General features: G+C 69.8%; 2 protein-coding genes. Both read right to left on the bottom strand.

What is annotated here, in order from left to right; genetic code table 11:
• Window positions 1-12,964 (bottom strand): type I polyketide synthase (locus GC106_RS46385; RefSeq protein ID WP_173142589.1); only part of this gene is annotated, 12,964 nt, incomplete at its 3' end.
• A gap of 36 nt (window positions 12,965-13,000) precedes the next feature.
• The coding region (locus GC106_RS46390) for a type I polyketide synthase (protein WP_217281847.1) at window positions 13,001-25,507 on the bottom strand (12,507 nt) is incomplete at its 5' end.

Here is a 25,507-nt window from a genome sequence, read left to right on the forward strand (position 1 = left end):
CCTCGTCCTCACTCGCCTCAACAGCCACCATCGCACCACCCGACGGCAACGCCTGCATCAACCGACCACGCGCCTCCACCAACCGAGCAGCATCCGCAAGCGACAACACACCCACCACATGAGCCGCCGCAATCTCACCAATCGAATGCCCAGCCACAAAATCAGGCCGAACACCCCACGACTCCACCAACCGGAACAACGCCACCTCAAGCGCGAAAATCGCAGGCTGCGCATGACCGGTCTGATCCAGGACCCCCTGATCGGAGACCGCGCGAACACCCGGCAGGAGTTCGCATACCTCGTCATACGCCTGAGCGAAAACCGGGAACGCCTCATACAGCCCAGCACCCATGCCCAACCGCTGCGAACCTTGACCGGTGAACAAGAACGCCGTCCGCCCGGGCAGAACCCCACCCGTGACAACCGACGTCTCCCCCGCGGCCAGCGCGGTCAGGCCAGTGCGCAACTCCTCGGCGGTGGTGCCCAGCACGACGGCCCGCCGCTCGAGCGCGGTGCGGGTGGTGGCCAGGGACAGACCCACGTCGACGGGTTCACCCTCGACGGTCAGCAACCGCGAGGCTTGGTCACGGAGTGCCTCGTCGGTCCGGCCCGAAAGCACCCACGGGACGACCACAGGTGCCTGTACCGCGCGCGGCGCCTCCGGCACTTCCGGTGCTTGCTCCAGGATGACGTGCGCGTTCGTACCGCTGATGCCGAACGACGACACGCCGGCCCGGCGCGCACGGCCGGTGTCCGGCCACTGCCTGGCATCGGTGAGCAGAGTGACGTCACCGGCGGTCCAGTCCACATGCGGCGACAGTTCAGCGGCGTGCAACGTGCGCGGCAGCACACCGTGCCGCATCGCCTCGACCATCTTGATGATGCCCGCGACGCCCGCGGCGGCCTGCGTGTGGCCGATGTTCGACTTGATCGATCCGAGATACAGCGGCTCGTCCCGGTCCTGGCCGTACGTCGTCAACAGGGCCTGTGCCTCGATCGGGTCGCCCAGCTGCGTGCCGGTGCCGTGTGCCTCGACCACATCGATGTCCGACGTGGACAGGCCCGCGCTGGCCAGCGCCTGCCGGATGACCCGCTGCTGCGAGGGACCATTCGGTGCTGTCAACCCATTCGACGCGCCGTCCTGGTTGACCGCCGAACCCTTCACCACGGCCAGAATCCGGTGGCCGTTGCGCTGGGCGTCGGACAGCCGTTCCAGCACGACCATGCCCACGCCCTCGGACCAACCCGTGCCGTCTGCGTCGGCTGAGAACGACTTGCAGCGGCCGTCGGCAGCGAGGCCACGCTGCCGTGAGAAGTCGATGAACGTGTTCGGTGTGGACATGACGGTCACGCCGCCTGCCAACGCAAGGGAACACTCACCTGACCGCAACGCCTGCATCGCCCAATGCAGGGCGACAAGGGACGAGGAACATGCCGTGTCGATCGAAACAGCGGGCCCTTCCAGGCCGAGGGTGTACGCGACCCGGCCGGACAGCACACTTCCCGAGGTCCCGATGCCGATGAACCCCTCGGCTCCGTCGGGGAGTTTGCCCACGTTGGCGCCGTAGTCGTGGTACATGATCCCGGCGAACACGCCGGTCGGGCTGCCCTTGAGCGTGGTCGGGTCCAGCCCGGCCCGCTCCAGCGCCTCCCAGGACACCTCCAGCAGCAACCGCTGCTGCGGATCCATCGCGATCGCCTCACGAGGCGAGATCCCGAAGAACGCGGGGTCGAATTCGCCCGCGTCGTGCAGGAATCCGCCTTCCCGGGTGTAGGTCTTGCCCGGCCGGTCGGGATCGGGGTGGTAGATGCCGTCGACGTCCCAGCCACGGTTGTCCGGGAAAAGCGTGACGCCGTCGCGGCCGTCGGCGACGAGACGCCAGAGGTCTTCCGGTGACTCGACGCCTCCGGGGTAACGGCAGGCCATGCCGACGATGACGATCGGGTCGCCGCTGACCGCCATCGGGGCGACCGCCGGTGTCGCCGGGTCAGTCAGCTCGTCGACGAGCTCCGACCGGAGGAACTCGGCCAACGCCAACGGTGTCGGGTAGTCGAAGGTCAGTGTCGCGGCCAGCCGCAGTCCGGTCGCCGCGTTCAGGCGGTTACGGAACTCGACCGAAGTCAGCGAGTCGAAGCCCAGGTCGCCGAAGGCGCGGTCGGCTTCGATCGCGTCAGGACTGGTGTGCCCCAGCACCATCGCGGCCTCTGTCCGGACCAGTTCGACCACGAGCCGCACCTGCTCGGCCTCGGCCAGTCCACTCAACCGCTGCCGCAGGCCGGCGGCCTGCGGTGCTTGTGCGGAACGGCGCAGCCGCAGCTTGACCAGGCTACGCAACACATGCGGGACCGTGCCCGCGACCCGGGCGCTGTCCCGAACGGCGGCGACATCGAGCCGCATCGCGACCGGCCGGGCGTCCTCGCCGAGGGCGAGCAGGTCGAACAGTTCCAGCCCGTCCTCGGTGGAGAGCGAGCCGAAGCCGTCCGGTCCGCTGACCCGGCCGTGGCCCATCCCGGTTTCCCACAGGCCGTAGGCGATCGACGTGGCCGGCAGGCCCATGGCCCGGCGGTAGGCCGCGAGGCCGTCCAGGAAACCGTTGGCTGCCGCGTAGTTCGCCTGTCCCGCCGCGCCGAGCGCGCCCGCGGCCGAGGAGAACAGCACGAACAGCTCAAGATCACTCGTCAGCTCGTGCAGGTTCCAGGCGGCATCGGCCTTGGGCCGGAACACCGTGTCGACACGCTCTGGCGTCATCGCGTCGAGAACGCCGTCGTCGAGAACGCCCGCGGCATGCACGACACCCTTGAGCGGCCACTCAGCCGGAACCAGTGCCAGGGCACTCTCCAGCTGGGCGCGATCGGCGACGTCGCACGCGGCGATCGTCACCTGCGCGCCGAGTGCGGTCAGTTCCTGCTCCAGCTGCGCCGCGCCGGGGGCGTCCATGCCACGGCGGCTGGTCAGCACCAGCGAACGGACGCCGTGCCGCTCGACCAGGTTCCGTGCGATCAGCGCACCGAGGCCGCCGGTACCGCCGGTGACCAGCACCGTGCCGTCGAGGGTCCAGGTACGGCTGGACGCTTGCGTACGGATCAGGCGCGGAACCCGCGTTTCACCGTCGGCCAGCATCACCTCGGGCTCGCCAGTGCCGACGGCCGCGGCGACGTCACCGGTGCCGTGCACCAGAACCAGGCGGTCAGGGTGTTCGGCTTGGGCACTGCGGACCAGTCCGTGCACGGCGGCGTGCGCAGGAGAGTCCTGAGTCGTGTGCACGACCAGTGTGGCGTCACGGTCCTCAGCCACCCATGCCTGCACAACGTCCAACACCCCGTTGACGAGCTCACGCGCTTCGCCGTCCGGCACGGTGTAAACGAACGCGTCAGCGCTGCCTTCGCCGTATGGCAGGACCGTGACGGGCTTGCCCGCAGCGACGGGCAGCCAGTCGATGGTGAACAGCGACTCCCGCTCGGCCTTGCTGACCGAACGGAACTGCTCCTCGCTGACCACGCGCAAGGCAAGGGAACCGACCGACAGCACAGGTGCGCCGGTACCGTCGGCGACGTGCAGTGCCACCGCGCCACTGCCCTGTGGAACCAGACGAACCCGCAAGGTGGTCGCGCCCGCCGCGTGCAATGTCAGCCCGGCCCACGAGAACGGCAGGCTCGCGTGCTCGGCGGAAAGCCCGAGCGCGTGCAGGGCGGCGTCCAGCAGAGCCGGGTGGATGCCGAACCGGCTGACGTCCGTGCCGTCGGGAAGTGCGACCTCGGCGAAGGTCTCGGTACCCCGGCGCCAGGCCGCGCGCAGTCCTTGGAACGGTGTGCCGTAGTCGAGTCCCGCGTCGGCCAGCTGGGCGTAGAAGCCGTCCAGTTCGGCCGGTTCGGCGTTCTGCGGCGGCCACTCGGTGAGATCCGCACCGGACTCACCGGTACCGGGCGCCAGAGTTCCGGTGGCGTGGGCGATCCACTCCTCCTCCGCGTCAGCGTCCTGACGACGGGAGTGGATCACCACCGCACGGCGGCCATGGCCATCGGCGTCCGAAATGGACACGCGAAGGTGCACCGGCCCGTCGTCGAGCACCAGCGGCGCCTGCAACGTGAGTTCTTCGACCGTGCCGCAACCGACCTCGTCCCCGGCGCGGACACCCAGCTCGGCGAAAGCCGTGCCCGGCAACACGACCGAGCCCATCACGCGGTGACCAGCCAGCCAGGGCTGTGCGTCCAGCCCAAGCCGGCCCGTCAGGACCAAGCCGCCGCTCTCCGGCAGCGTGACAGTCGCGCCGAGCAACGGGTGGTCAAGCGCCGCGAGGCCAAGCCCGGCGGCATCGCCCGTGGACGGCGTGGGCAGCAGCCAGAAACGCTCGCTCTGGAAGGCGTACGTCGGCAGGTCGACGACCTTGGCACCGCTGCCGTGGAAGTACTTGTCCCAGTCGACCGGGACGCCGTTGGCGTGGAGCGCGCCGAGAGCGGTGACGACCGAGAGGGCTTCGTCGCGGTCCTTGCGCAACGCGGACACGGCCGTGCCGGACTCGACGAGCGCGGAGAGGACCGCGTCGGGACCGAGTTCCAGGAAACGGGTCGCGCCCTGATCCGCGAGGGTCCGCAGGCCGTCGGCGAAGCGCACGGTTTCCCGCACGTGCCGCACCCAGTACTCGGGATCGGCCCACTCGACGGCGACCTGACCGGTCACTGTGGACACGGCCGGAATCGTCGGCTCACCGAAGGTCAGCGTTCGGACGATCGCACGGAACTCGTCCAGCATGGGGTCCATCAGCGCCGAGTGGAAGGCATGCGACACCGAGAGCCGCTTGGTCCTGCGTCCGAGTTTCTCGAACCGCTTGGCCACCTTCAGCGTCTGCGACGACGCACCGGAGATCACCACCGAATCCGGGCCGTTGATCGCGGCCAGCGACATCCTGGGCGACAGGTGCTCGAGGACTTCCTCCTCGGTGGCCTGCACAGCCACCATCGCGCCACCAGCGGGCAGCGCCTGCATCAAGCGACCGCGTGCCTCGACCAACCGGGCGGCGTCCGGCAACGACAACACACCGGCGACGTGAGCCGCCGCGATCTCACCAATCGAGTGCCCGGCCACGAAGTCCGGTCGCACGCCCCATGATTCGACCAACCGGAACAACGCCACCTCAAGCGCGAAAATCGCAGGCTGCGCATGACCGGTCTGATCCAGCACGTCCTGGTCGGAGACCGCGCGAACACCCGGCAGGAGTTCGCATACCTCGTCATACGCCTGAGCGAAAACCGGGAATGCCTCATCCAGCCCGGCACCCATACCCAGCCGCTGCGAACCCTGACCGGTGAACAAGAACGCCGTCCGGCCGGATGTCGCACGCCCGGTGACCACATTGTGCGCCTGGCCGGTCTCGGCGAACGCGGACAGCCCGGCGAGCAGGCTCGCCCGGTCGGAGCCGATCACGACGGCCCGGCGTTCGTGAGCGGTGCGCGTGGTGGCCAGCGAGTATCCGATGTCCACAGTAGACTGGTCGGACTCCGCGGCGGCGGCCAGCCGGCCGGCCTGCGCACGCAGGGCCTGCTCGGAGCGGGCCGACAGGACCCACGGCACCAGTGCGGGCGGGTTCGCCTCGGCCTCTTCGGCCGCGGGCGCCGGGACGTGCTCCAGGATCAGGTGCGCGTTCGTGCCGCTGAAGCCGAACGACGACACGCCCGCGCGGCGCGGCCGGTCCACGGACGGCCACTCGGTCGGCTCGGTGAGCAGCCGGACCGCGCCCGCTTCCCAGTCGACCTGCTCGGACGGCGCGTCGACGTGCAGGGTGCGCGGCAGCACACCCCGGCGCATCGCCTCGACCATCTTGATCACACCGGCGACACCCGCGGCCGCCTGGGCGTGGCCGATGTTCGACTTGATCGAGCCGAGGTACAACGGTTCCTGCCGGTCCTGGCCGTAGGTGGCCAGCAACGCCTGCGCCTCGATCGGGTCGCCCAGCCGGGTACCGGTGCCGTGTGCCTCGACCGCGTCGATGTCCGAAGTGGACAGCCCGGCGGTGGCCAGCGCCCGCCGGATCACCCGTTGCTGGGCCGGGCCGTTGGGCGCGGTGAGGCCGCTGGACGCGCCGTCCTGGTTCACCGCGGAACCCCTGATCACGGCGAGCACTTGGTGCCCGTTGCGGCGCGCGTCGGACAACCGCTCCAGCAGGAGCATGCCGACGCCTTCGCCCCAGCTGACGCCGTCGGCGCCGTTGGCGAACGCCTTGCAGCGGCCGTCGACGGCCATCGCGTGCTGCTTGCTGAAGTCGACGAACGGGCCCGGCGAGACCATCACGGTCACGCCGCCCGCGAGCGCCATGTCGCACTCTCCGGACCGCAGCGCCTGCGCCGCCAGGTGCATGGCCACCAGCGAGGACGAACAGGCGGTGTCGATCGAGACGGACGGGCCCTCGAAGCCGAAGGTGTAGGAGATCCGGCCGGACATCATCGAGCCGGAGGTCCCGGTGCCGAGCATGCCCTCGACGTCCTCGGGGACGTGCGTCAGCTGTGCGGCGTACTCGTGGTAGATGGCGCCCGCGAACACACCCGTCGCACTGCCGCGCAGGTCGGACGGTTTGAGGCCGGCGCGCTCGAGCACCTCCCACGAGACCTCCAGCAGCAGCCGCTGCTGCGGATCCATGGCCAGCGCCTCACGCGGCGAGATCCCGAAGAAGTCCGGGTCGAAGTCACCGGCGTCGTGCAGGAATCCGCCGGTGCGGGTGTGCGAAACACCTTGTTTGCCCGGCGTCGTGTCGAACAGTGTGGCCAGGTCCCAGCCGCGGTCGGCCGGGAAGTCGGTGATGCCCTCGCCGCCCTCGGCGACCAGTCGCCACAGGTCTTCCGGCGAGCGCACGCCGCCAGGGAACCGGCAGCTCATCGAGACGATGGCGATCGGTTCGTCGGTGGTGCCGACGCGCGCGGGCTCCCGGGTGGGGATCGCCGCGCCCAGTCCGCCGACCAGTTCGGCACGAAGGTATCCGGCGAGCGCGACCGGGGTCGGGTAGTCGAAGATCACGGTGGGCGGCAGGCGCAGGCCGGTGATCGTGGCGAGGCGGTTGCGCAACTCGACCGCGGTCAGCGAGTCGAAGCCGAGATCCATGAAGCCGCGACCGGGTTCGATGGTGTCCGCCGACATGTGGCCGAGCACCATCGAGACCTGGACGCAGACCAGGTCGAGCAGCTCGCGGTCCTGGTCGGCCTCGGTGAGCCCGGTGAGGCGACGGGCCAGCGACGAGCCTTCCGCGCCGCCGGACCGCGCGACGCGACGGGTGGCCGTGCGGACGAGCGCCCCGAGCACCGGTGGGGGCGGGCTGGTCCGGGCCGTCGCGCGGAGCACGGACAGGTCCAGCTTCATCGGGACGGCCACCGGCGCACCGGCCGCGATGGCCGCGTCGAACAGCGCCAATCCTTCGGCGGCAGTCAGTGCGGGCGTGCCGCCGTTGCGCAGCCTGGCGAGGTCGGCGTCACTGAGCGTCTCCCCCATGCCCGCTGCCCACAGGCCCCAGGCCATCGACTGGCCAGGCAGGCCGAGCGCACGGCGGTGTTCGGCGAGCGCGTCGAGGTACGAGTTCGCGGCGGCGTAGTTGCCCTGGCCCGCGGCACCCAGGACACCGGCGGCCGACGAGAACGTGACGAACAGCGCGAGGTCACGGTTCTTGGTCAGCTCGTGCAAATGCCAGGCGGCATCAGCCTTCGGGCCGAGCACGCGGTCAAGGCGCTCGACGGTCAGCGAGTCGACCGTGCCGTCGTCCAGGACACCGGCCGCGTGCACGACACCGGCCAGGTCCACGCCGTCGATCAACGCGGCGACGGCATCGCGATCGGTGACGTCACAGGCCACCATCGACACGTCGGCGCCCAGCTCGGCCAGCTCCTGCCGCAACTGCTCCGCGCCGGGGGCGTCCGGCCCGCGACGGCTGGTCAGCAGCAGGTTGCGGACACCGTGGCCGGTCACCAGATGCCGGGCCACCAGTGCGCCCAGCCCGCCGGTGCCGCCCGTGATCAGGACGGTCCTGTCCGCGGCCGGCGGTCGCGGAATGGACAGTGCCAGCTTGCCGATGTGCCTGGCCTGGCTGAGGAACCGGAACGCATCCCTGGCCTGCCGCACGTCCCAGGTCCGGACCGGCAACGGCGCCAGCGCGCCCGTTTCGAACAGCTCGACCAGCGCCGCCCACATCTCGGCTGTCCGTTGTGGACCTGCTTCGCTCAGGTCGAACGCCTGGTACCGGATGCCGTTGTGCTGGGCGGCGATCTCGTCGGCGGCGCGGATGTCGGCCTTGCCCATCTCCAGGAACCGGCCGCCCGCCGCCATCGTGCGCAGTGACGCGTCGACGAAGTCACCGGTCAGCGCGTTGAGAACGACGTCGATGCCCTGGAACCGCTGCTCGAAGCCGAGCGTGCGGGAGGACGCGATGTGCTCCTCGTCGAGCCCGGCCGCCCGCAGCACGTGTTGCTTGCCCTCGCTCGCGGTGCCGTAGACCTCGGCGCCCAGGTGCTTGGCGAGTTGGGTCGCGGCCATGCCGACACCGCCCGCGGCGGCGTGGATCAGGATCGACTCGCCGGCTTTCAGCCCGCCCAGATCACACAACGCGTAGTACGCCGTCAGGAACACCAGCGGCACCGTGGCCGCCTGCTCATACGACCAGTCCGCGGGCTTACGCGTGATCATCGGCCGTTCGGCGACGGCCAGCGGGCCCGCGCCACCGGAGACCAGGCCCATCACCTCGTCGCCCGGCGCCAGGTCGGTCACCTCGGCGCCGACTTCGACGACGACTCCGGCGAACTCGCTGACCAGCAGCCCGGCTTCGCCCTGGTACATGCCGAGGACGTTCAGCACGTCCCGGAAGTTCAGGCCCGCCGCCCGGACGGCGACGCGGACACCGGACGGGCCGAGCGGTTCCCGTGCCACCGGTTCCAGGGTGAGATGGTCGACCGTGCCCCGGCCGGACATGCCCAGCCGCCAGTCGCCGGCCGGCGGGACCAAGCGGCCCGCCGACTCGGCGGCGACCAGGCGCGGCACCAGCAATTCCGTGCCACGCAAGGCAAGTTGCGACTCGTCGCTGGTCAGGACGGCGTCGTTGACGTCGATCGCGTCGACCAGGACGAACCGGTCCGGGTGCTCGGACTGGGCGCTGCGCACCAGGCCCCAGACGGCCGCCAGGACCGGATCCGCCGGACTGTCGTCCGCTCCGGCCGCGACCGCTCCGGTGGTCTGGATGACCAGTTTCGCCGTGTCGAACCGCTCTTCGGCCAGCCAGGCCTGGAGCACGGTGAGCGTGTCCGCGAGCACGGCGTGTACGTCGTTGCCGCTCGCTCGGTAGACGACAACGGGAGGCACGTCCGCACCCAGGTTGTCCCATGACGTCCATGCGGGGGCTTTTCCGTTGCCAGCGGCCACGGGCTGCCATACGAGTTCGTACAGGCCGTCCTGTCCGGAGGCCGTACGAATCTGGTCGGCCGACACTGGCCTCGTGGACAGCGAACCGACCGTGGCGACCGGCGCTCCCGTGCTGTCGGCAACATGCAGAGAGATCCCGTCGGCGTCTGCCGGGGACAGTTTCACGCGCAGTTCGGCGGCGCCGGAAGCGTGCAGTGTCACGTCGGTCCACGCGAACGGCAGCCGGGCTTGGCCGCTCTCGTTCAGCCCCAGTGCGTGCAGGGCCGAGTCGAGCAGTGCGGGGTGCAGGCCGAACCGGCCCGCCTGGTCGCGGGCCCGCTCAGGCAGCGCGACTTCGGCGTAGACGTCCTCACCCAGTTTCCAGGCCGCCCGCAGGCCCTGGAACGTTTCGCCGTAGGTCAACCCCAGGGCGGCCAGGTCCTCGTAGTGGCCGTCCAACGCGACCGCTTCGGCGCCCAGCGGTGGCCACGCGGCGAGGTCCCAGTCCGTGTCGGCCGGTGTGGCGGCCAGCCAGCCGGTCGCGTGCAGTGTCCATGCGCCATCGGTCGAAGTGGTGTGCGGGCGGGAGTGCACGGTCAGCGCACGGCGGCCTGAGTCGTCCGGCGCGCCCACCCACAGCTGAACCTGGACAGCCCCGGTTTCCGGCAGCGCCAGCGGGACCTGCAGGGTGAGTTCTTCCACGGCGGTCAGCCCGGCCTCGTCGGCCGCGCGCACGGCCAGTTCGACCAGAGCCGTGCCGGGCACGATGACCGATCCCATGACGACGTGGTCCGCGAGCCACGGATGGGTTCTGGTCGACAAGGTGCCGGTGAACAGGAATCCGTCAGCGTCGGCGACCGAGACCGCGGCACCGAGCAGCGGATGGTCCAACGAGCCGAGGCCGAGGCTCGCGGCGTCCGCGGACGAAGTCGCGGGCAGCCAGTACGAGGCCCGCTGGAACGCATAGGTGGGCAGGTCGACCGTGCGAGCGCCGGGGAAGAACGTCTCCCAGTCGACTCGTTCGCCGTGGACGTGCAACGCGGCAAGGCTGCCGACGAACGTTGTGACGTCGTCGCGGTCCCTGCGCAGGGCGGGCACGAACAGGCCGTCGACGCAGTCCTGGCCTGCCGCGGACAACACCCCGTCGGGGCCCAGTTCGAGGTAACGCGTGACACCGGCGGCTTCCAGTGCCCGCACGCCGTCGGCAAACCGGACGGCTTCTCGCACATGCCGGACCCAGTACTCGGGGTCGCGGAGCTCGTCCGCACCGGCCAGCCGGCCGGTGACGTTGGAGACCACGGCGATCTTCGGGGGGTTCGCGGTGACCCCGCGGACGACCTCGCGGAACTCGGCGAGCATGCCGTCCATCAGCGCGGAGTGGAACGCGTGGGACACGGTCAGCGCCTTGGTCTTGCGCCCCTGGCCGGCGAACACGTCGGCGACCGCCGTGACGGCGTCGGCATTCCCGGAGATCACCACGGAACTGGGGCCGTTGATCGCGGCGATGTCGACGCCCGCACGCAACTCGGCGCGGACCTCGTCCTCGGTGGCCTGCACCGCGGTCATGGCGCCGCCCTCGGGCAGGGCCTGCATGAGCCTGCCACGGGCCTCGACGATCTTCGCCGCGTCCGCCAGCGACCAGATTCCGGCGACGTGCGCGGCGGCCAGCTCGCCGATCGAGTGGCCGATCAGGAAGCCGGGACGGACACCCCACGACTCGACCAGCCGGTACAGCGCCACTTCCAGGGCGAACAGCGCGGGCTGGGCGTTGCCCGTCCGGTTAAGTGTGCCTGCGTCGCCGATGTCGCGAATGCCCGGCAGCAGCGCGGCGATCTCGTCGTACGCCTGGGCGAAGACGGGGAAGGCCGCGTACAGCTCGCGCTCCATGCCGAGCCGTTGGGAGCCTTGGCCGGTGAACATGACGGCGAGTTGACCGGTGGTGACGTCGCCGGTCGTGACGCCGGGCAACGTGGTTCCGTCTGCCACGGCTTGGAGACCGGCGCGTAGGGAGTCGAGGTCGGTGCCGGTGACCACCGCGCGGTGCTCGAGCGCGGCGCGCGTCGCGGCCAGTGAGTAGCCGATGTCGACGGGATTGCCCTCGACGTGCAGCAGCGCCTCGGCCTGGGCGCGCAGTGCGGCCGCGGTCTTGCCGGACAGCACCCACGGCACCACCGGCGGCTGGGTGCGCACGGTCGCGTCGTCGGCCTCGACGGGCTCGGGAGCCTGCTCGAGGATGATGTGGGAGTTGGTGCCGCTGACGCCGAACGACGACACACCCGCCCGCCGGAGCCGGTCCCCCTGCCAGGGTCGGTTCTCGGTGAGCAGCGCGATGGTCCCGGCCGACCAGTCGACCTGCGGTGTGGGGGCGTCGATGTGCAGGCTCGCCGGCAGCATCCCGTTGCGCAGCGCGAGAACCATCTTGATCACACCGGCGACACCAGCGGCCGCCTGCGTGTGGCCGATGTTCGACTTCACCGAGCCCAGCAGCAGCGGCCGGTCCCGATCGCGGCCCCGGCCATAGGTCGCCTGCAACGCCTGCACTTCGATGGGGTCACCGAGGGTGGTGCCGGTGCCGTGCGCCTCGACCGCGTCGATGTCCGTTGTGGACAGTTGGGCGTTGGCCAGCGCGGCCCGGATGACGCGCTGCTGCGACGGGCCGTTGGGTGCGGTCAGGCCGTTGGAGGCGCCATCGGAGTTGACCGCCGTGCCGCGGACGACGGCAAGGACCTGGTGGCCGTTGCGCTGGGCGTCGGAGAGCCGTTCGAGCACGAGCATGCCCGCGCCCTCACCCCACGCGGTGCCGTCCGACGCCGCCGCGAACGCCTTGACCAGACCGTCACGGGAAAGCCCGCGCTGGCGGGAGAATTCGACGAAGGTGTCCGGATCAGCCATCACCGTGGCACCACCGGACAGCGCCAAATCGCACTCGCCGGAGCGCAGCGCGCGGACGGCGAGGTGCAGCGTCACCAGCGACGCCGAACACGCGGTGTCCACAGTGACCGATGGGCCTTCAAGGCCGAGGACGTAGGAGATCCGGCCGGACAGCACGCTGGCGGAGGTGCCGGTGCCCAGGTAGCCCTCGATGCCTTCGACTCCCCTGGGCACGTCACGGCCGTAGTTCTGGCCGTTGGTACCGGCGAAGACCGCGGTGCGGCTGCCTTTCAGCGACGTCGGATCGATGCCGGCCCGCTCCAGCGCCTCCCACGACGTCTCCAGCAGCAGTCGCTGCTGCGGATCCATCGCCACCGCTTCGCGCGGTGAGATACCGAAGAACTCGGCGTCGAACTCGTCGGCGTCGTGCACGAACCCGCCGAGCCGCACATAGGTGGTGCCCAGCCGGTCCGGGTCCGGGTCGAACAGGCCGTCGACATCCCAGCCCCGGTTGGCGGGAAACTCGGTGATCCCGTGCCGTCCGCCTGCCAGCATGTCCCAGAACTGCTCGGGCGTGCGCACACCGCCGGGGAAACGGCAGCCCATCCCGACGATCGCGACCGGCTCGACCTCCCGGCCCTCGACCTCGTCCAGCCGGCTGCGGGTGCGCTGCAGCTCACCGCTGACCCGCCGCAGGTAGTCGCGAAGCTTGTCGTTCTCAGCCACGGATTCCTCACCCAGTCTTCGAGATCACGTGCACCGTCAGGCGCCGAGTTGCTGGTCGATGAAAGTGAAAAGCTCGTCGTCGGACGACGCGCTGAGGTCGTCCGGCACGGCGGCGGCACCCGCCGTGCCGAACTTGGCGGCGAGCGCACGCAGGCGGCCGATGATCGCGGCGTGCGTCTCGCTGTCCTGGTCGAGCCCGTCGAGCGTCGCGTCGATCCTGTCCAGGTCGCGCAGCAGCGCGTCCCCGGTCTGGCCGGAACCAGCCAGCTCGTTCCACAGGTGCTCGGTGAGCGCCAGGGGTGTCGGGTAGTCGAACACCAGGGTGGACGGGACCGACAGCCCGGTCGCCGCGTCGATCCGGTTACGCAACTCGACGGCGGTCAGCGAGTCGAAGCCCAGTTCGGCGAACGCGCGATCCGGTGCGATCGCCGTCATGTCCGGATGGCCCAGCACCCTGGCCACGGTCTGCCGGACCAGTTCCAGCAGCACGCGGCGCTGCTCCGGCGCGATCAGGCCGGCGAGTTGGTCACGCAGCCCCGCCGCGTCGGCCGCACCGGCCGCGGCGACGCGCCGCCGGGCGGGCACCACGTCGCGCAGGACCTCGGGAACCGTCGACGCCGCGGCCAAAGCCCGGACGTCCAGTTTGATCGGCACCGCCAACGCTGTCCGCGCCGCGCTCGCCGCGTCGAACATGGCCTTGCCCTCGTCCGCGGAGATCGGCAGCACCCCGTCGGCGGTCATCCGGCGCCGGTCGGTTTCGGAGAGCCGCCCGGTCATGCCGCCTCCGTCCGCCCAGCGGCCCCACGCCAGGGAAACCGCTGGTTTGCCCTCGGCACGGCGATAGTCGGCGAGCGCGTCCAGGAATGCGTTGGCCGCGGCGTAGTTCGCCTGCCCCGCGGCACCCATCACGCCGGCGGCGGACGAGAACATCACGAACGCGGACAAGTCGTGGTCCTGAGTGAGCTCGTGCAGGTTCCACGCCGCGTCGACCTTCGGCCGCAGCACGGTGTCCAGCCGCTCCGGCGTCAGCGAACCGATCACGCCGTCGTCAAGCACACCCGCCGTGTGCACGACACCGGACAGCCGGACGTCCACCAACAGTTTCGCCAGGGCGTCCCGGTCGGCGACGTCACACGCGACGATCTCCACGTGGGCGCCCATTTCCGTCAGCTCGTCCCGTAGCTCCACCCCGCCGGGCGCGTCCAGTCCACGGCGACTGGTCAGCACAAGGCTGCGTACCCCGTGCTCGGCTACAAGGTGCCTGGCCACCAACGCGCCGAGCATTCCGGTGCCGCCGGTGATCAGCACCGATCCCTCGGCACGCCACACGCTGTCCTTTTCGGACACTTCAAGGCGGGTCAACCGCGGCACCGTGATCACTCCGTCGCGGATGGCCAGCTGAGGTTCGCCTGATACGGCCGCGGCACGCACCGCGGCCAGGGACTCAGCGTGATCGTCCACGTCGACGAGGACAAACCGGCCGGGGTTCTCCGTCTGCGCCGAGCGCACCAAACCCCGGACCGATCCCACCACCGGGCCGGCGGACGCGCCACGGGTCACGATCACCAGCTTTGATCCGGCGAGACGATCGTCGGCCAGCCAGTCCTGCATCTGTCGCAGTACCTGGTACGTCAGCGACCGCACGGCTTCCGGGACTGGCTTCCCCGGCTCCGGGACCGGGGACCAGACGACCATCTCGGCCGGTGCCGCGGCGTCGAACTCGGCCGCTTGCAGCACCGGGTCCGTACCAAGGACTGCCCAGGACATGGTGTCCGCCTCGGTTGTCGCTGGCAGCGGAATCCAGTCCACTTCGAACAGCGAGTCCGAATCGGTGCTCGCGGTGATCGTCAGCTCCTCGGCCGGGATCTCCCCGAGAACCACCTCATCCGACGACATCACGACGCCACCGGCCGGATCTGCCGCCATCACCGCGTAACCGCTGTCTGTCTTGGACAGCCTGACACGCAGCGACACGGCGGACACGGCGAGCAAGCTCACTCCGGACCAGGAGACCGGGCGACGCAGCCCGCCGAGGACCGGATGCAGGGCGGCGTCGAGCAACGCCGGATGCAGTCCGAACTTCCCGGTTTCGCTGCCTTCCGGAAGGGCGACTTCGGCGAAGAAGTCGTCGCCACGGCGCCACGCCTGCCGTACTCCCGCGAACGTCGGCCCATAGTCGAGTCCCGCGGCGGCGAGGTCGTCGTACACCGCGGCTACCGCCTCGGCCCCGGACGGCGGCCACACGGGCTCGTCGAACGTCACCACCGGCGCTCCAGCGGCCAGCACACCGTCGGCGTGCCGCACCCACGCCTGGTCCGCGGGCACTTCACCACGGGAGTACACCGCCACGTCCCGGCGGCCTGCCGCGGAGGCCTCACTCACCACCACCCGCAACTGCAGCCCGCCCCGCTCGGGCAGCACCAGCGGCGCATGCGCCGCGAGCGTCTCCACCAGGTCACTTCCGACCCGGTCACCGGCCCGGAGAGCGAGCTCGACCAACGCCGACTCCGGCAGTACGACCGCGCCCAGCACCGTGCGCTCCGCCAGCCAGGGATGCGTGGCCACCGACAACCGCCCGGTCAGCACCAGACCGTCCGAGCCAGGCAGCGACACTTCCGCACCCAGCAACGGATGATCGGCCACACCCAGGCCGACAGAGCTCACCTCGCCGGCGCCACTGGCCGTGCGGTCCAGCCAGTACCGCTGCCGCTGGAAGGCGTAAGTCGGCAACTCCACCGTCTGCGCACCGGGGAACAGCCGTGCCCAATCCACTTCGACGCCCCTGGTGTACGCACTACCCAGTGCCCCCAACAAGGATTCACCCTCGGGGCGGTCAGTGCGAAGAGCGGGCAGGAACGCCGCCGTCCTGGGCAGGCACTCCTGCCCCATCGCCGACAGCACACCACCAGGTCCCAGCTCCAGGAAGGTCGTCACACCGTCCTCATGCGCGGCACGGACACCGTCGTGGAACCGAACCGCCTGGCGGACGTGCCCGACCCAGTAGCCGGGGTCCCGCAACTCGTCCGGCTCAGCCAACCGGCCGTACACATTGGACAGGATCGGCAGCTTCGGTTCCTGATACGTCAGGGCTTCCGCCACCGCACGGAACTCGTCGAGCATCGGCTCCATCAACGGCGAGTGGAACGCGTGGCTGACCCGCAGCCGCTTCACCTTCCGGCCATCAGCCGCCAACACGGACACGATCGGTTCCACGGCGCCGGCCGAACCGGAGATCACCACCGAGTCCGGGCCGTTGACCGCCGCGATCCCTGCCTGCCCGGCCAGCAAGGGAAGGACCTCGTCCTCGGGTGCCCGCACCGACACCATGACCCCGCCGCCGGGGAGTGCCTGCATCAGCCGTCCACGCGCGGCCACCAGCTTCACCGCGTCGGCCAGGGACCACACCCCGGCCAGGTACGCAGCGGTGACCTCGCCGATGGAATGGCCGAGCAGCACGTCCGGAACCACGCCCCAGGACTCCGCCAGCCGGAACAACGCGACCTCAAGGGTGAACAGCGAGGCCTGTGCGTACTGGGTCTGGTTCAGTGCCTCTTCGTCCTCGCCCCAGACCACCTCACGCAACGGCCTGGGCAGCAACGGGTCAAGCTCCGCGCACACCTCGTCCCACGCCTGAGCGAAAACCGGGTATGTCTCGTACAGCTCCCGGCCCATGCCCAGCCGCTGCGCACCCTGACCGGTGAACAACACGCCCACCCGGCCGCCGGAGACCGGATCGGTCGCCGGGGCGAGATTTCGCAGTCCGGCCCGCAGGTCGTCGCGGCCCGTACCGATCACCACGGCCCGGTACTCCAACGCGGCACGAGTGGTCGCCAGCGAGAATCCGATATCCGCCGGACTCAAGTCTTCGTGACCATCCACAAAGGACAAAAGGTGCTCTGCCTGCGCGGCCAGCGCCTGCGCCGAACGTGCCGACAGCACCCACGGCACCAGCCCGGCCGGGACCGTTCCGGCCGGTTCGGCAACCGGGGCCTGCGGGGCCTGCTCCAGCACCACGTGTGCGTTCGTCCCGCTGATCCCGAACGACGACACCGCGGCCCGCCGGGCGCGTCCGGTCTCCGGCCAGGCGTGCGGCTCGGTCAGCAGTTCGACCGCACCGGCGGTCCAGTCCACGTGCGGCGACGGCTCGCCCACGTGCAACGTCCTGGGCATCACCCCTCGGCGCATCGCCTCGACCATCTTGATCACGCCGGCGACACCCGCGGCGGCCTGCGTGTGCCCGATGTTCGACTTGATCGACCCCAGGAACACCGGCTCGTCCCGGTCCTGGCCGTAAGTCGCCAGCAACGCCTGCGCCTCGATCGGATCACCCAGCGGCGTGCCGGTGCCGTGTGCCTCGACAACGTCCACATCGGACGTCCGCAGTCCGGCGTTGGCCAGCGCCTGCCGGATCACCCGCTGCTGCGACGGGCCGTTCGGCGCCGTCAAACCGTTCGACGCACCGTCCTGGTTCACCGCCGACCCCTTGACCACAGCCAAGATCCGATGACCGTTGCGCTGAGCGTCGGACAACCGCTCCAGCACCAGCACGCCCACGCCCTCAGACCACGCCGCGCCGTCCGCGTCGGCCGAGAACGACTTGCAGCGGCCGTCGGGAGCGAGCCCGCGCTGCCGCGAGAAGTCCACGAAAGTGTCGGGTGTGGCCATCACCGTGACACCGCCGGCCAGGGCAAGGGAACACTCCCCCGACCGCAACGCCTGCATCGCCAGGTGCAAGGCCACCAGCGAGGACGAACAGGCCGTGTCCACCGACACCGCCGGGCCTTCCAGGCCGAGGGCGTACGCGACGCGCCCGGACAGCACGCTGCCCGAGTTCCCGGTGCCCAGGAAGCCTTCGACATCGTCAGGAACAGTGCCCAGGCCCATGCCGTAGTCGTGGTACATGATCCCGGCGAACACACCCGTCGGGCTGCCCTTGAGCGAAGTCGGGTCCAGACCGGCCCGCTCCAGCGCCTCCCACGACACTTCCAACATCAGACGCTGCTGCGGGTCCATCGCCACGGCCTCCCGCGGCGAGATCCCGAAGAACCCGGCATCGAACTCGCCCGCGTCGTGCAGGAATCCGCCTTCGTTGACGTAGGTGGTGCCGCGGTGCGCGGGGTCCGGGTGGTACAGCTCGTCGAGGTTCCATCCCCGGTCGGCCGGGAACGGACTGATCGCGTCGCCGCCGTCGGCCACCAGCTGCCACAGTTGCTCCGGCGAGGCCACCCCGCCAGGGAATCGGCACGCCATCGCGACGATCGCGACGGGCTCATCGGTCGCCCCGACGTGTGCCCGCGCCTGCGAGGCCCCCGCCGCACCGAGGTCATCGACCAGCTCGGCACGAAGGTGGCCGGCCAGCAAGCCGGGCGTCGGGTAGTCGAAGGCCAGCGTCGCGGCCAGCCGCAGACCGGTCGCCGCCGCGAGACGATTGCGGAGCTCGACGGACGTGAGCGAGTCGAAACCCATTTCGCCGAAGGCACGGTCCGCCTCGACCGCGGCCGGACTGCTGTGTCCCAAGACCGTCGCTGCCTCAGTACGGACCAGCTCGACCAGCAGCCGCACCTGCTCGGCCTCCGGCAACCCGCTCAACCGCTGCGCCAAGCCTTCGGCCTGTGCCTGCTGCGCGAAGCGCCGTACCCGCAACGTGACCAAGCCACGCAACACATGCGGCACCACACCCGTGGTCCGCGCGTTGTCCCTGGCCACCGCGACGTCCAGCTTCGTCGCGACCGGCCGGGCGTCCTCGCCGAGCGCCAGCAGGCCGAACAGGTCCAGACCGTCCTCGACGGACAAGGTGGTGAAGCCACCGGAGCCGGTGCGGCCGCGCCCCAGGCCGGTGTCCAGCAGGCCGAAGGCGATCGACGTGGCCGGCTTGCCCTCGGCCCGGCGCTGAGCGGCCAGCCCGTCGAGGAAGCCGTTGGCTGCCGCGTAGTTCGCCTGCCCCGCCGCGCCGAGCGCACCCGCCGCTGAGGAAACCAGGACGAACAGATCAAGGTCACTGGTCAGTTCGTGCAGGTTCCATGCGGCGTCGACCTTCGGACGGAACACGGTGTCGACCCGCTCTGGCGTCATGGCCTCAAGAACACCGTCGTCAAGCACACCCGCCGCGTGGACGACGCCCTTGAGTGGCCATTCGCCCGGAATCGAGCCAAGCACAGCCGCCAACTGGGCACGGTCGGACACATCGCAGGCCGCGATCGTCACCTGTGCGCCGAGAGCCGCCAGGTCCTGCTCCAGCTCCCCGGCACCAGGCGCATCGGCGCCACGACGACTGGTCAGCACCAAGTGCCGAACCCCATGACGTTCAACCAGACGCCGCGCGATCTGCGCACCCAGGCCGGTGGTGCCACCTGTGACCAGCACCGTGCCGTCGAGGGACCAGTCGCCGCCGGACGCCTGGGCACGAGCCAGCCGCGGTACCCGCAACTCGCCGTCGGCCAGCATCACCTCCGGCTCGCCAGTGCTGACCGCCGCGGCGACATCACCAGAACCGTGCACCAGGACGATCCGGCCGGGATGCTCGGTCTGGGCGCTACGAACCAACCCGCTCACCGCGGCATGTGCGGGAGAGTTCTGAGGCGTGTGCACGACCAGTTTGGCGTCACCGTCCTCGGCCACCCACGCCTGCAAGGCATGCAGGACCTCGACGACGAGCTCGCGCGGCTCGCCGTCCGGCACGGTGTAGACGAACGCGTCGGCGTTGCCTTCGCCGTACGGCAAGACTGAGACCGGCTCGCCCGCCGCGACCGGCAGCCATTCGACGGTGAACAGCGACTCCCGCTCGGCTTTGCCCACCGGCCGGAACTGGTCCTCGGTGACCGTCCGCAAGGCGAGTGAATCCACCGACAACACCGAAGCACCAGTGCCGTCGGCGACGTGCAGCGAAACCACACCACTGCTCACCGGAACCAGCCGGACCCGCAGCTCGGTCGCGCCCGCCGCGTGCAATGTCAGGCCTGCCCAGGAGAACGGCAAACCGACCTGCCCACTGGACAGTCCCAAGGCATGCAACGCGGCGTCCAGCAGCGCCGGGTGGATACCGAACTGGCTGACGTCAGTGCCGTCCGGCAGCGCCACCTCGGCGAAAATCTCCTCGCCCCGGCGCCACGCGGCCCGCAGTCCCTGGAACGGCTCACCGTAGTCCAGCCCTGCGTCGGCCAGCTCGGTGTACAAGCCGTCCAGCTCCGCCGGTTCGGCATTGGCCGGCGGCCACGCGGCAAGGTCCTCACCGGACTCACCGGCGCCGGTGACCAGGGTTCCGGTGGCGTGCGCGATCCATTCCTCGTCCGGCGCGGCACCTTGGCGCCGGGAATGGATGACCACCGCACGACGACCATGACCATCAGCCTCCGAGACAGACACTCGGAGCTGAACAGGCCCGTCATCAAGCACCAGCGGCGCCTGGAGGGTGAGTTCCTCGACGGTGCCGTAGCCGACCTCGTCCGCGGCACGAACGGCCAGCTCGGCAAAAGCCGTACCCGGCAACACCACCGCGCCCATCGCCCGGTGCCCTGCCAGCCATGGCTGAGCATCCAGCCCCAGCCGGCCGGTCAGCACCAGACCACCGCTGTCGGGCAGCCCGACAGCCGCACTCAGCAGCGGGTGGTCGATCGCGCCAAGGCCGAGTCCGGCCGCGTTCCCGGCGGACGGCGACAGCTGTAGCCAGAAACTCTCACGCTGGAACGCGTATGTCGGCAACTCCGCGATCCGGGCGTGTGGGAACACCGGCCGCCAGTCGACCGCGACACCGAACGCATACGCCTGCCCCAAGGACACCATGAGCCGGCGCATGCCGCCTTCGCCGCGCCGCAACGTGGGCACCGCGCGGGCATCGTCCACAGTGTCCCGGATACCGACGCCCATCACCGGATGCGTGCTCACCTCGATGAAAACCCGCCCGGCCAGGGCTTCGATCACGTCCCGGAACCGGACGGTCTGACGCAGGTTCCGATACCAGTACCCGGCGTCCAGCTCGGCCGTGTCCAGCAACTCACCAGTCACTGTCGAGTAGAACGGAACGTCACCACTACGCGGCTGAACCGGCGACAGCACCTCGGCCAGCTCGGCCTCGACCAGCTCCACGTGCGCCGAATGTGACGCGTAATCCACTTCGATCCGCTTCGCCCGGTCACAGGAGGCCAGCAGTTCGTCCAACGCACCCGGATCACCGGACACGATCACCGTCGACGGCCCGTTCACCGCCGCGACCGAAATCCGGTCACCCCACTGGCCGATCAACGCCTCGACCTCGGCCAGCGGCAAGGTCACGGACAGCATCCCGCCCTTGCCCGCCAACGCCCGCAGGGCACGGGACCGCAACGCCACAACCCGGGCACCGTCGGACAACGACAAACCACCGGCGACCACCGCGGCCGCGATCTCACCCTGCGAATGGCCCACCACGGCTGTGGGGTGGACCCCGTATGACCGCCACACCTCAGCCAACGACACCATGACCGCCCACAACACCGGCTGGATGACGTCCACTCGCTGCAACAAGGACGCGTCGTTCAGCGCATCACGCAACGACCAGTCGACGAAGGGAGCCAACGCCGCCGCACACTCACCCATCCGGGCAGCGAACACCGGCGAGGACTCCCACAACTCCACCCCCATCCCGACCCATTGCGAGCCCTGACCCGGGAACACGAACACCGCACCGCCAGAACCCGCCCGGACACCGGCGGTCACCCCACCGAGCCCGGCGACCAGCTCGTCACGGTCGGAACCCACGACCACGGCCCGGAACTCGTGCTGAGTCCGCGCCGTCACCAACGACCAACCGATGTCTCCCACCGGGACGTCCGAAGCCGACACGAACTCCCGCAACCGGGCGATCTGGGCCAGCAAGGCCGCCTCAGTACGTCCTGACACGACCCACGGCACAACGGTGGACGCGTCGGTCTCACGCGGCTTCTGCGGCGTCTCAGGCGCCTGCTCAAGAATGACGTGCGCGTTCGTACCACTGAGGCCGAACGACGACACACCGGCCCGGCGCGGACGGCCCGTCTCCGGCCACTCCCGCTGCTCGGTGAGCAGCTCCACCGCACCGGCTTCCCAATCCACATGCGGTGACGGTTCGTCCACGTACAACGTCTTCGGCAGCACGCCGTGCCGCATCGCCTCCACGGCCTTGATGACGCCGGCGACACCCGCGGCGGCCTGCGTGTGCCCGATGTTCGACTTGATCGATCCCAGATATACCGGCCGCTCGCGGTCCTGGCCGTAGGTCGCCAGCAACGCCTGCGCCTCGATCGGGTCACCCAGCGCGGTACCGGTCCCGTGTGCTTCGACCACATCGACATCCGAAGTGGACAAACCGGCGCTGGCCAGCGCCTGCCGGATCACCCGCTGCTGCGACGGACCATTCGGTGCTGTCAAACCATTCGACGCACCATCCTGGTTGACCGCCGATCCCCGGACCACGGCCAGAATCCGGTGGCCGTTGCGCTGGGCGTCGGACAACCGCTCCAACACCACCATGCCCACGCCCTCGGACCAACCCGTGCCGTCGGCACCAGCGGCGAACGCCTTGCACCGGCCGTTCCGTGCCAGTCCACGCTGACGGGAGAAGTCGATGAAGGTCTCCGGCGTGGCCATCACCGTGACACCACCGGCCAAGGCGAGCGAACACTCGCCCGAGCGCAACGCCTGCGCCGCCCAATGCAGAGCGACCAACGACGACGAACACGCCGTGTCCACCGACACCGCCGGGCCTTCCAGGCCGAGGGCGTACGCGACCCGGCCGGACAACACACTGGTCGAGATCCCGGTGCCCAGGAAACCTTCCAGTTCCTCGGGCACCGATGCCGTTTCGGACAGGTAGTCCGCACGCATCGCCCCGGCGAACACACCGGTGTCGCTGCCCTTCAACGAGGACACGTCGAACCCGGCCCGCTCCAACGCCTCCCAGGACACTTCGAGGAACAACCGCTGCTGCGGATCCATCGCGATCGCCTCTCGCGGCGAGATCCCGAAGAACTCCGCGTCGAACCGGTCCGCGTCAACCAGGAATCCCCCCACGTCGGCGTACGTCGTGCCCCGATGCTCCGCGTCCGGGTGGAACAGGGAGCCGAGGTCCCACCCACGGTTCGTCGGGAAGGCCGACATGCCGTCACCGCCCTGGGCCACCAGCTCCCACAGCTCCTCCGGCGAGGTCACGCCGCCGGGGAACCGGCAGGCCATCGCGATGATCGCGATCGGTTCGTCCGTGGCGTTCAGCTGCGACCGGGCCTCGGTCACGGCACCCAGGTCACCGACGAGCTCGCCACGGATGTGCTCGGCCAGCGCGCTCGGAGTCGGGTAGTCGAACGTGACCGTGGACGCGAGCCGCAGCCCGGTCACCGCGCCAAGCCGGTTCCGCAACTCGACCGAAGTCAGCGAATCGAAGCCCAGCTCGGTAAAGGCCCGATCCGGCTCGATCACCTCGGCCCGGGCATGGCCGAGCACCGAGGCGACCTCGGTACGCACCACGTCGAGCAGGTGTGCCTGCTGCTCCGCACCGGAGAGCCGTGCGATCTCACCCAACAGGCCCGACACGGTCTGAGCGTTGGCCGCGGCCCGTCGCTTCGGCGTCCGGACCAGGCCCTGCAACAGCGGCGCGATGGACGATGTCCGGGCATGGGCGCGCAGTGTCGCGAGGTCCAGCTTCACCGGAACCGTCGCCGGGGCGTACATCGAGGTGGCCAGGTCGAACAGCGCCATACCTTCGGCCGGTGTCAAGGCTCCCACGCCGTCGCGGCTTATCCGGTCCGCGTCCGCGTCCTTGCCCATACCTTCGCCTGCCCACAGGCCGTAGGCCAACGATGTGGCGACCAGGCCTTGCGACCGGCGGTATTCCGCCAGCCCGTCGAGGAACGTGTTCGCCGCGGAGTAGTTCGCCTGCCCTGGGCCGCCGAGCACGCCGGAGACCGAGGAGAACAGCGCGAACATGGCCAGTTCCCGGTCCAGCGTGAGCTCGTGCAGGTTCCAGGCCGCGTCCACCTTGGGACGCAACACTTTCCGCAACCGCTCCGGCGTCAACGACGTGAACAGACCGTCATCCAACACACCAGCTGCATGCACAACACCGGTCAGCACGGGGATACCAGCCAACAACGAAGCCAACGCCTGGCGGTCAGCGGCGTCACACGCCTCAACGCGGACGTTCGCGCCCAGCTCGGTCAGCTCAGCCAGCAACTCGGCCGCGCCCGGCGCCGCAAGTCCCCGGCGACTGGTCAACACCAGGTGCCGGACACCGTGATCGGTGATCAGATGCCGGGCGAGCACAGCGCCCAGGCCCCCGGTACCGCCGGTGATCAACACCGTCCCATCGGGATCAAGACCGCGTGGCACGGTCAGCACGACCTTGCCGATGTGCTTGGCCTGACTGACAAACCGGAAGGCCTCCGACGCTTGCCGCACATCCCAAGTCCGAATCGGCAACGGAGCCAACGCGCCCGACTCGAACAACGCGCTCAACTCGTCCCACATCGCCGCGATCCGCTGCGGGCCTGCGTCCACCAAGTCGAATGCGCGATAAGTGACGTCGTCGTACTGAGCGGCAACCTCATCGGCATCGCGGACATCGGTCTTGCCCATCTCCACGAACCGCCCGCCACGCGGCAACAACCGCATCGACGCATCCACGAAGTCACCAGCCAACGCGTTCAGCACCACGTCGACACCACGCTCACCGCTGGTAGCAAGGAACTTCGCCTCAAAGTCGAGCGTGCGCGACGACGCGATCCGCTCGTCCGGCAAACCCGCCGAACGCAACACATCCCACTTACCCTCGCTCGCCGTGCCGTACACCGTCGCCCCAAGATGACGAGCGATCTGCGTCGCAGCCATACCCACACCACCAGCAGCAGCGTGGATGAGCACGGATTCCCCTTCGGAGAGCCCGGCGAGATCGTTGAGGGCATACCAGGCCGTCAGGAACACCAACGGCACCGACGCCGCTTCCTCAAACGACCAACCGTCCGGAACGCGCGTGACCAACGCACGATCGATGCGAACGAGCGGGCCAAAACCGCCGTTCACCACGCCCATCACCCGGTCACCGACACACAGATCAGTAACGGCCTCACCGACCTCCAGGACAACACCAGCGGCCTCATAACCAGGCAACCCAGCATCACCCGGATACATGCCCAGCAAGTTCAGCACATCCCGGAAGTTCACACCCGCCGCACGAACCCCGATCCGCACCTCATGCGGCTCCAACACATCCGCAGCCTCAGGGAACGGCCGCAACTCCAACCGATCCAAATTCCCCCGAACCGGCGAATCCACCCGCCACGCCACCACACCCCCCGACGGAACCAACTCCGCCACACTGTCAGCCCGCACCAAACGACACGCGTAAACATCACCGTCTCGCACCGCCAACTGGGTCTCATCACCCACCGCAGCAAGGGCTCGTTCGACATCCTCGTCCCGAGCATCCACCAAAACCAGACGACCCGGGTTCTCCGCCTCAGCACTCCGCAACAAACCCCACACCGACGCGGCAACCGGATCCACCACATCAGCCCCGACCACCTTCACCGCACCACACGT

It is taken from the genome of Kibdelosporangium persicum (assembly GCF_013280595.1).
Taxonomy (GTDB): domain Bacteria; phylum Actinomycetota; class Actinomycetes; order Mycobacteriales; family Pseudonocardiaceae; genus Kibdelosporangium; species Kibdelosporangium persicum.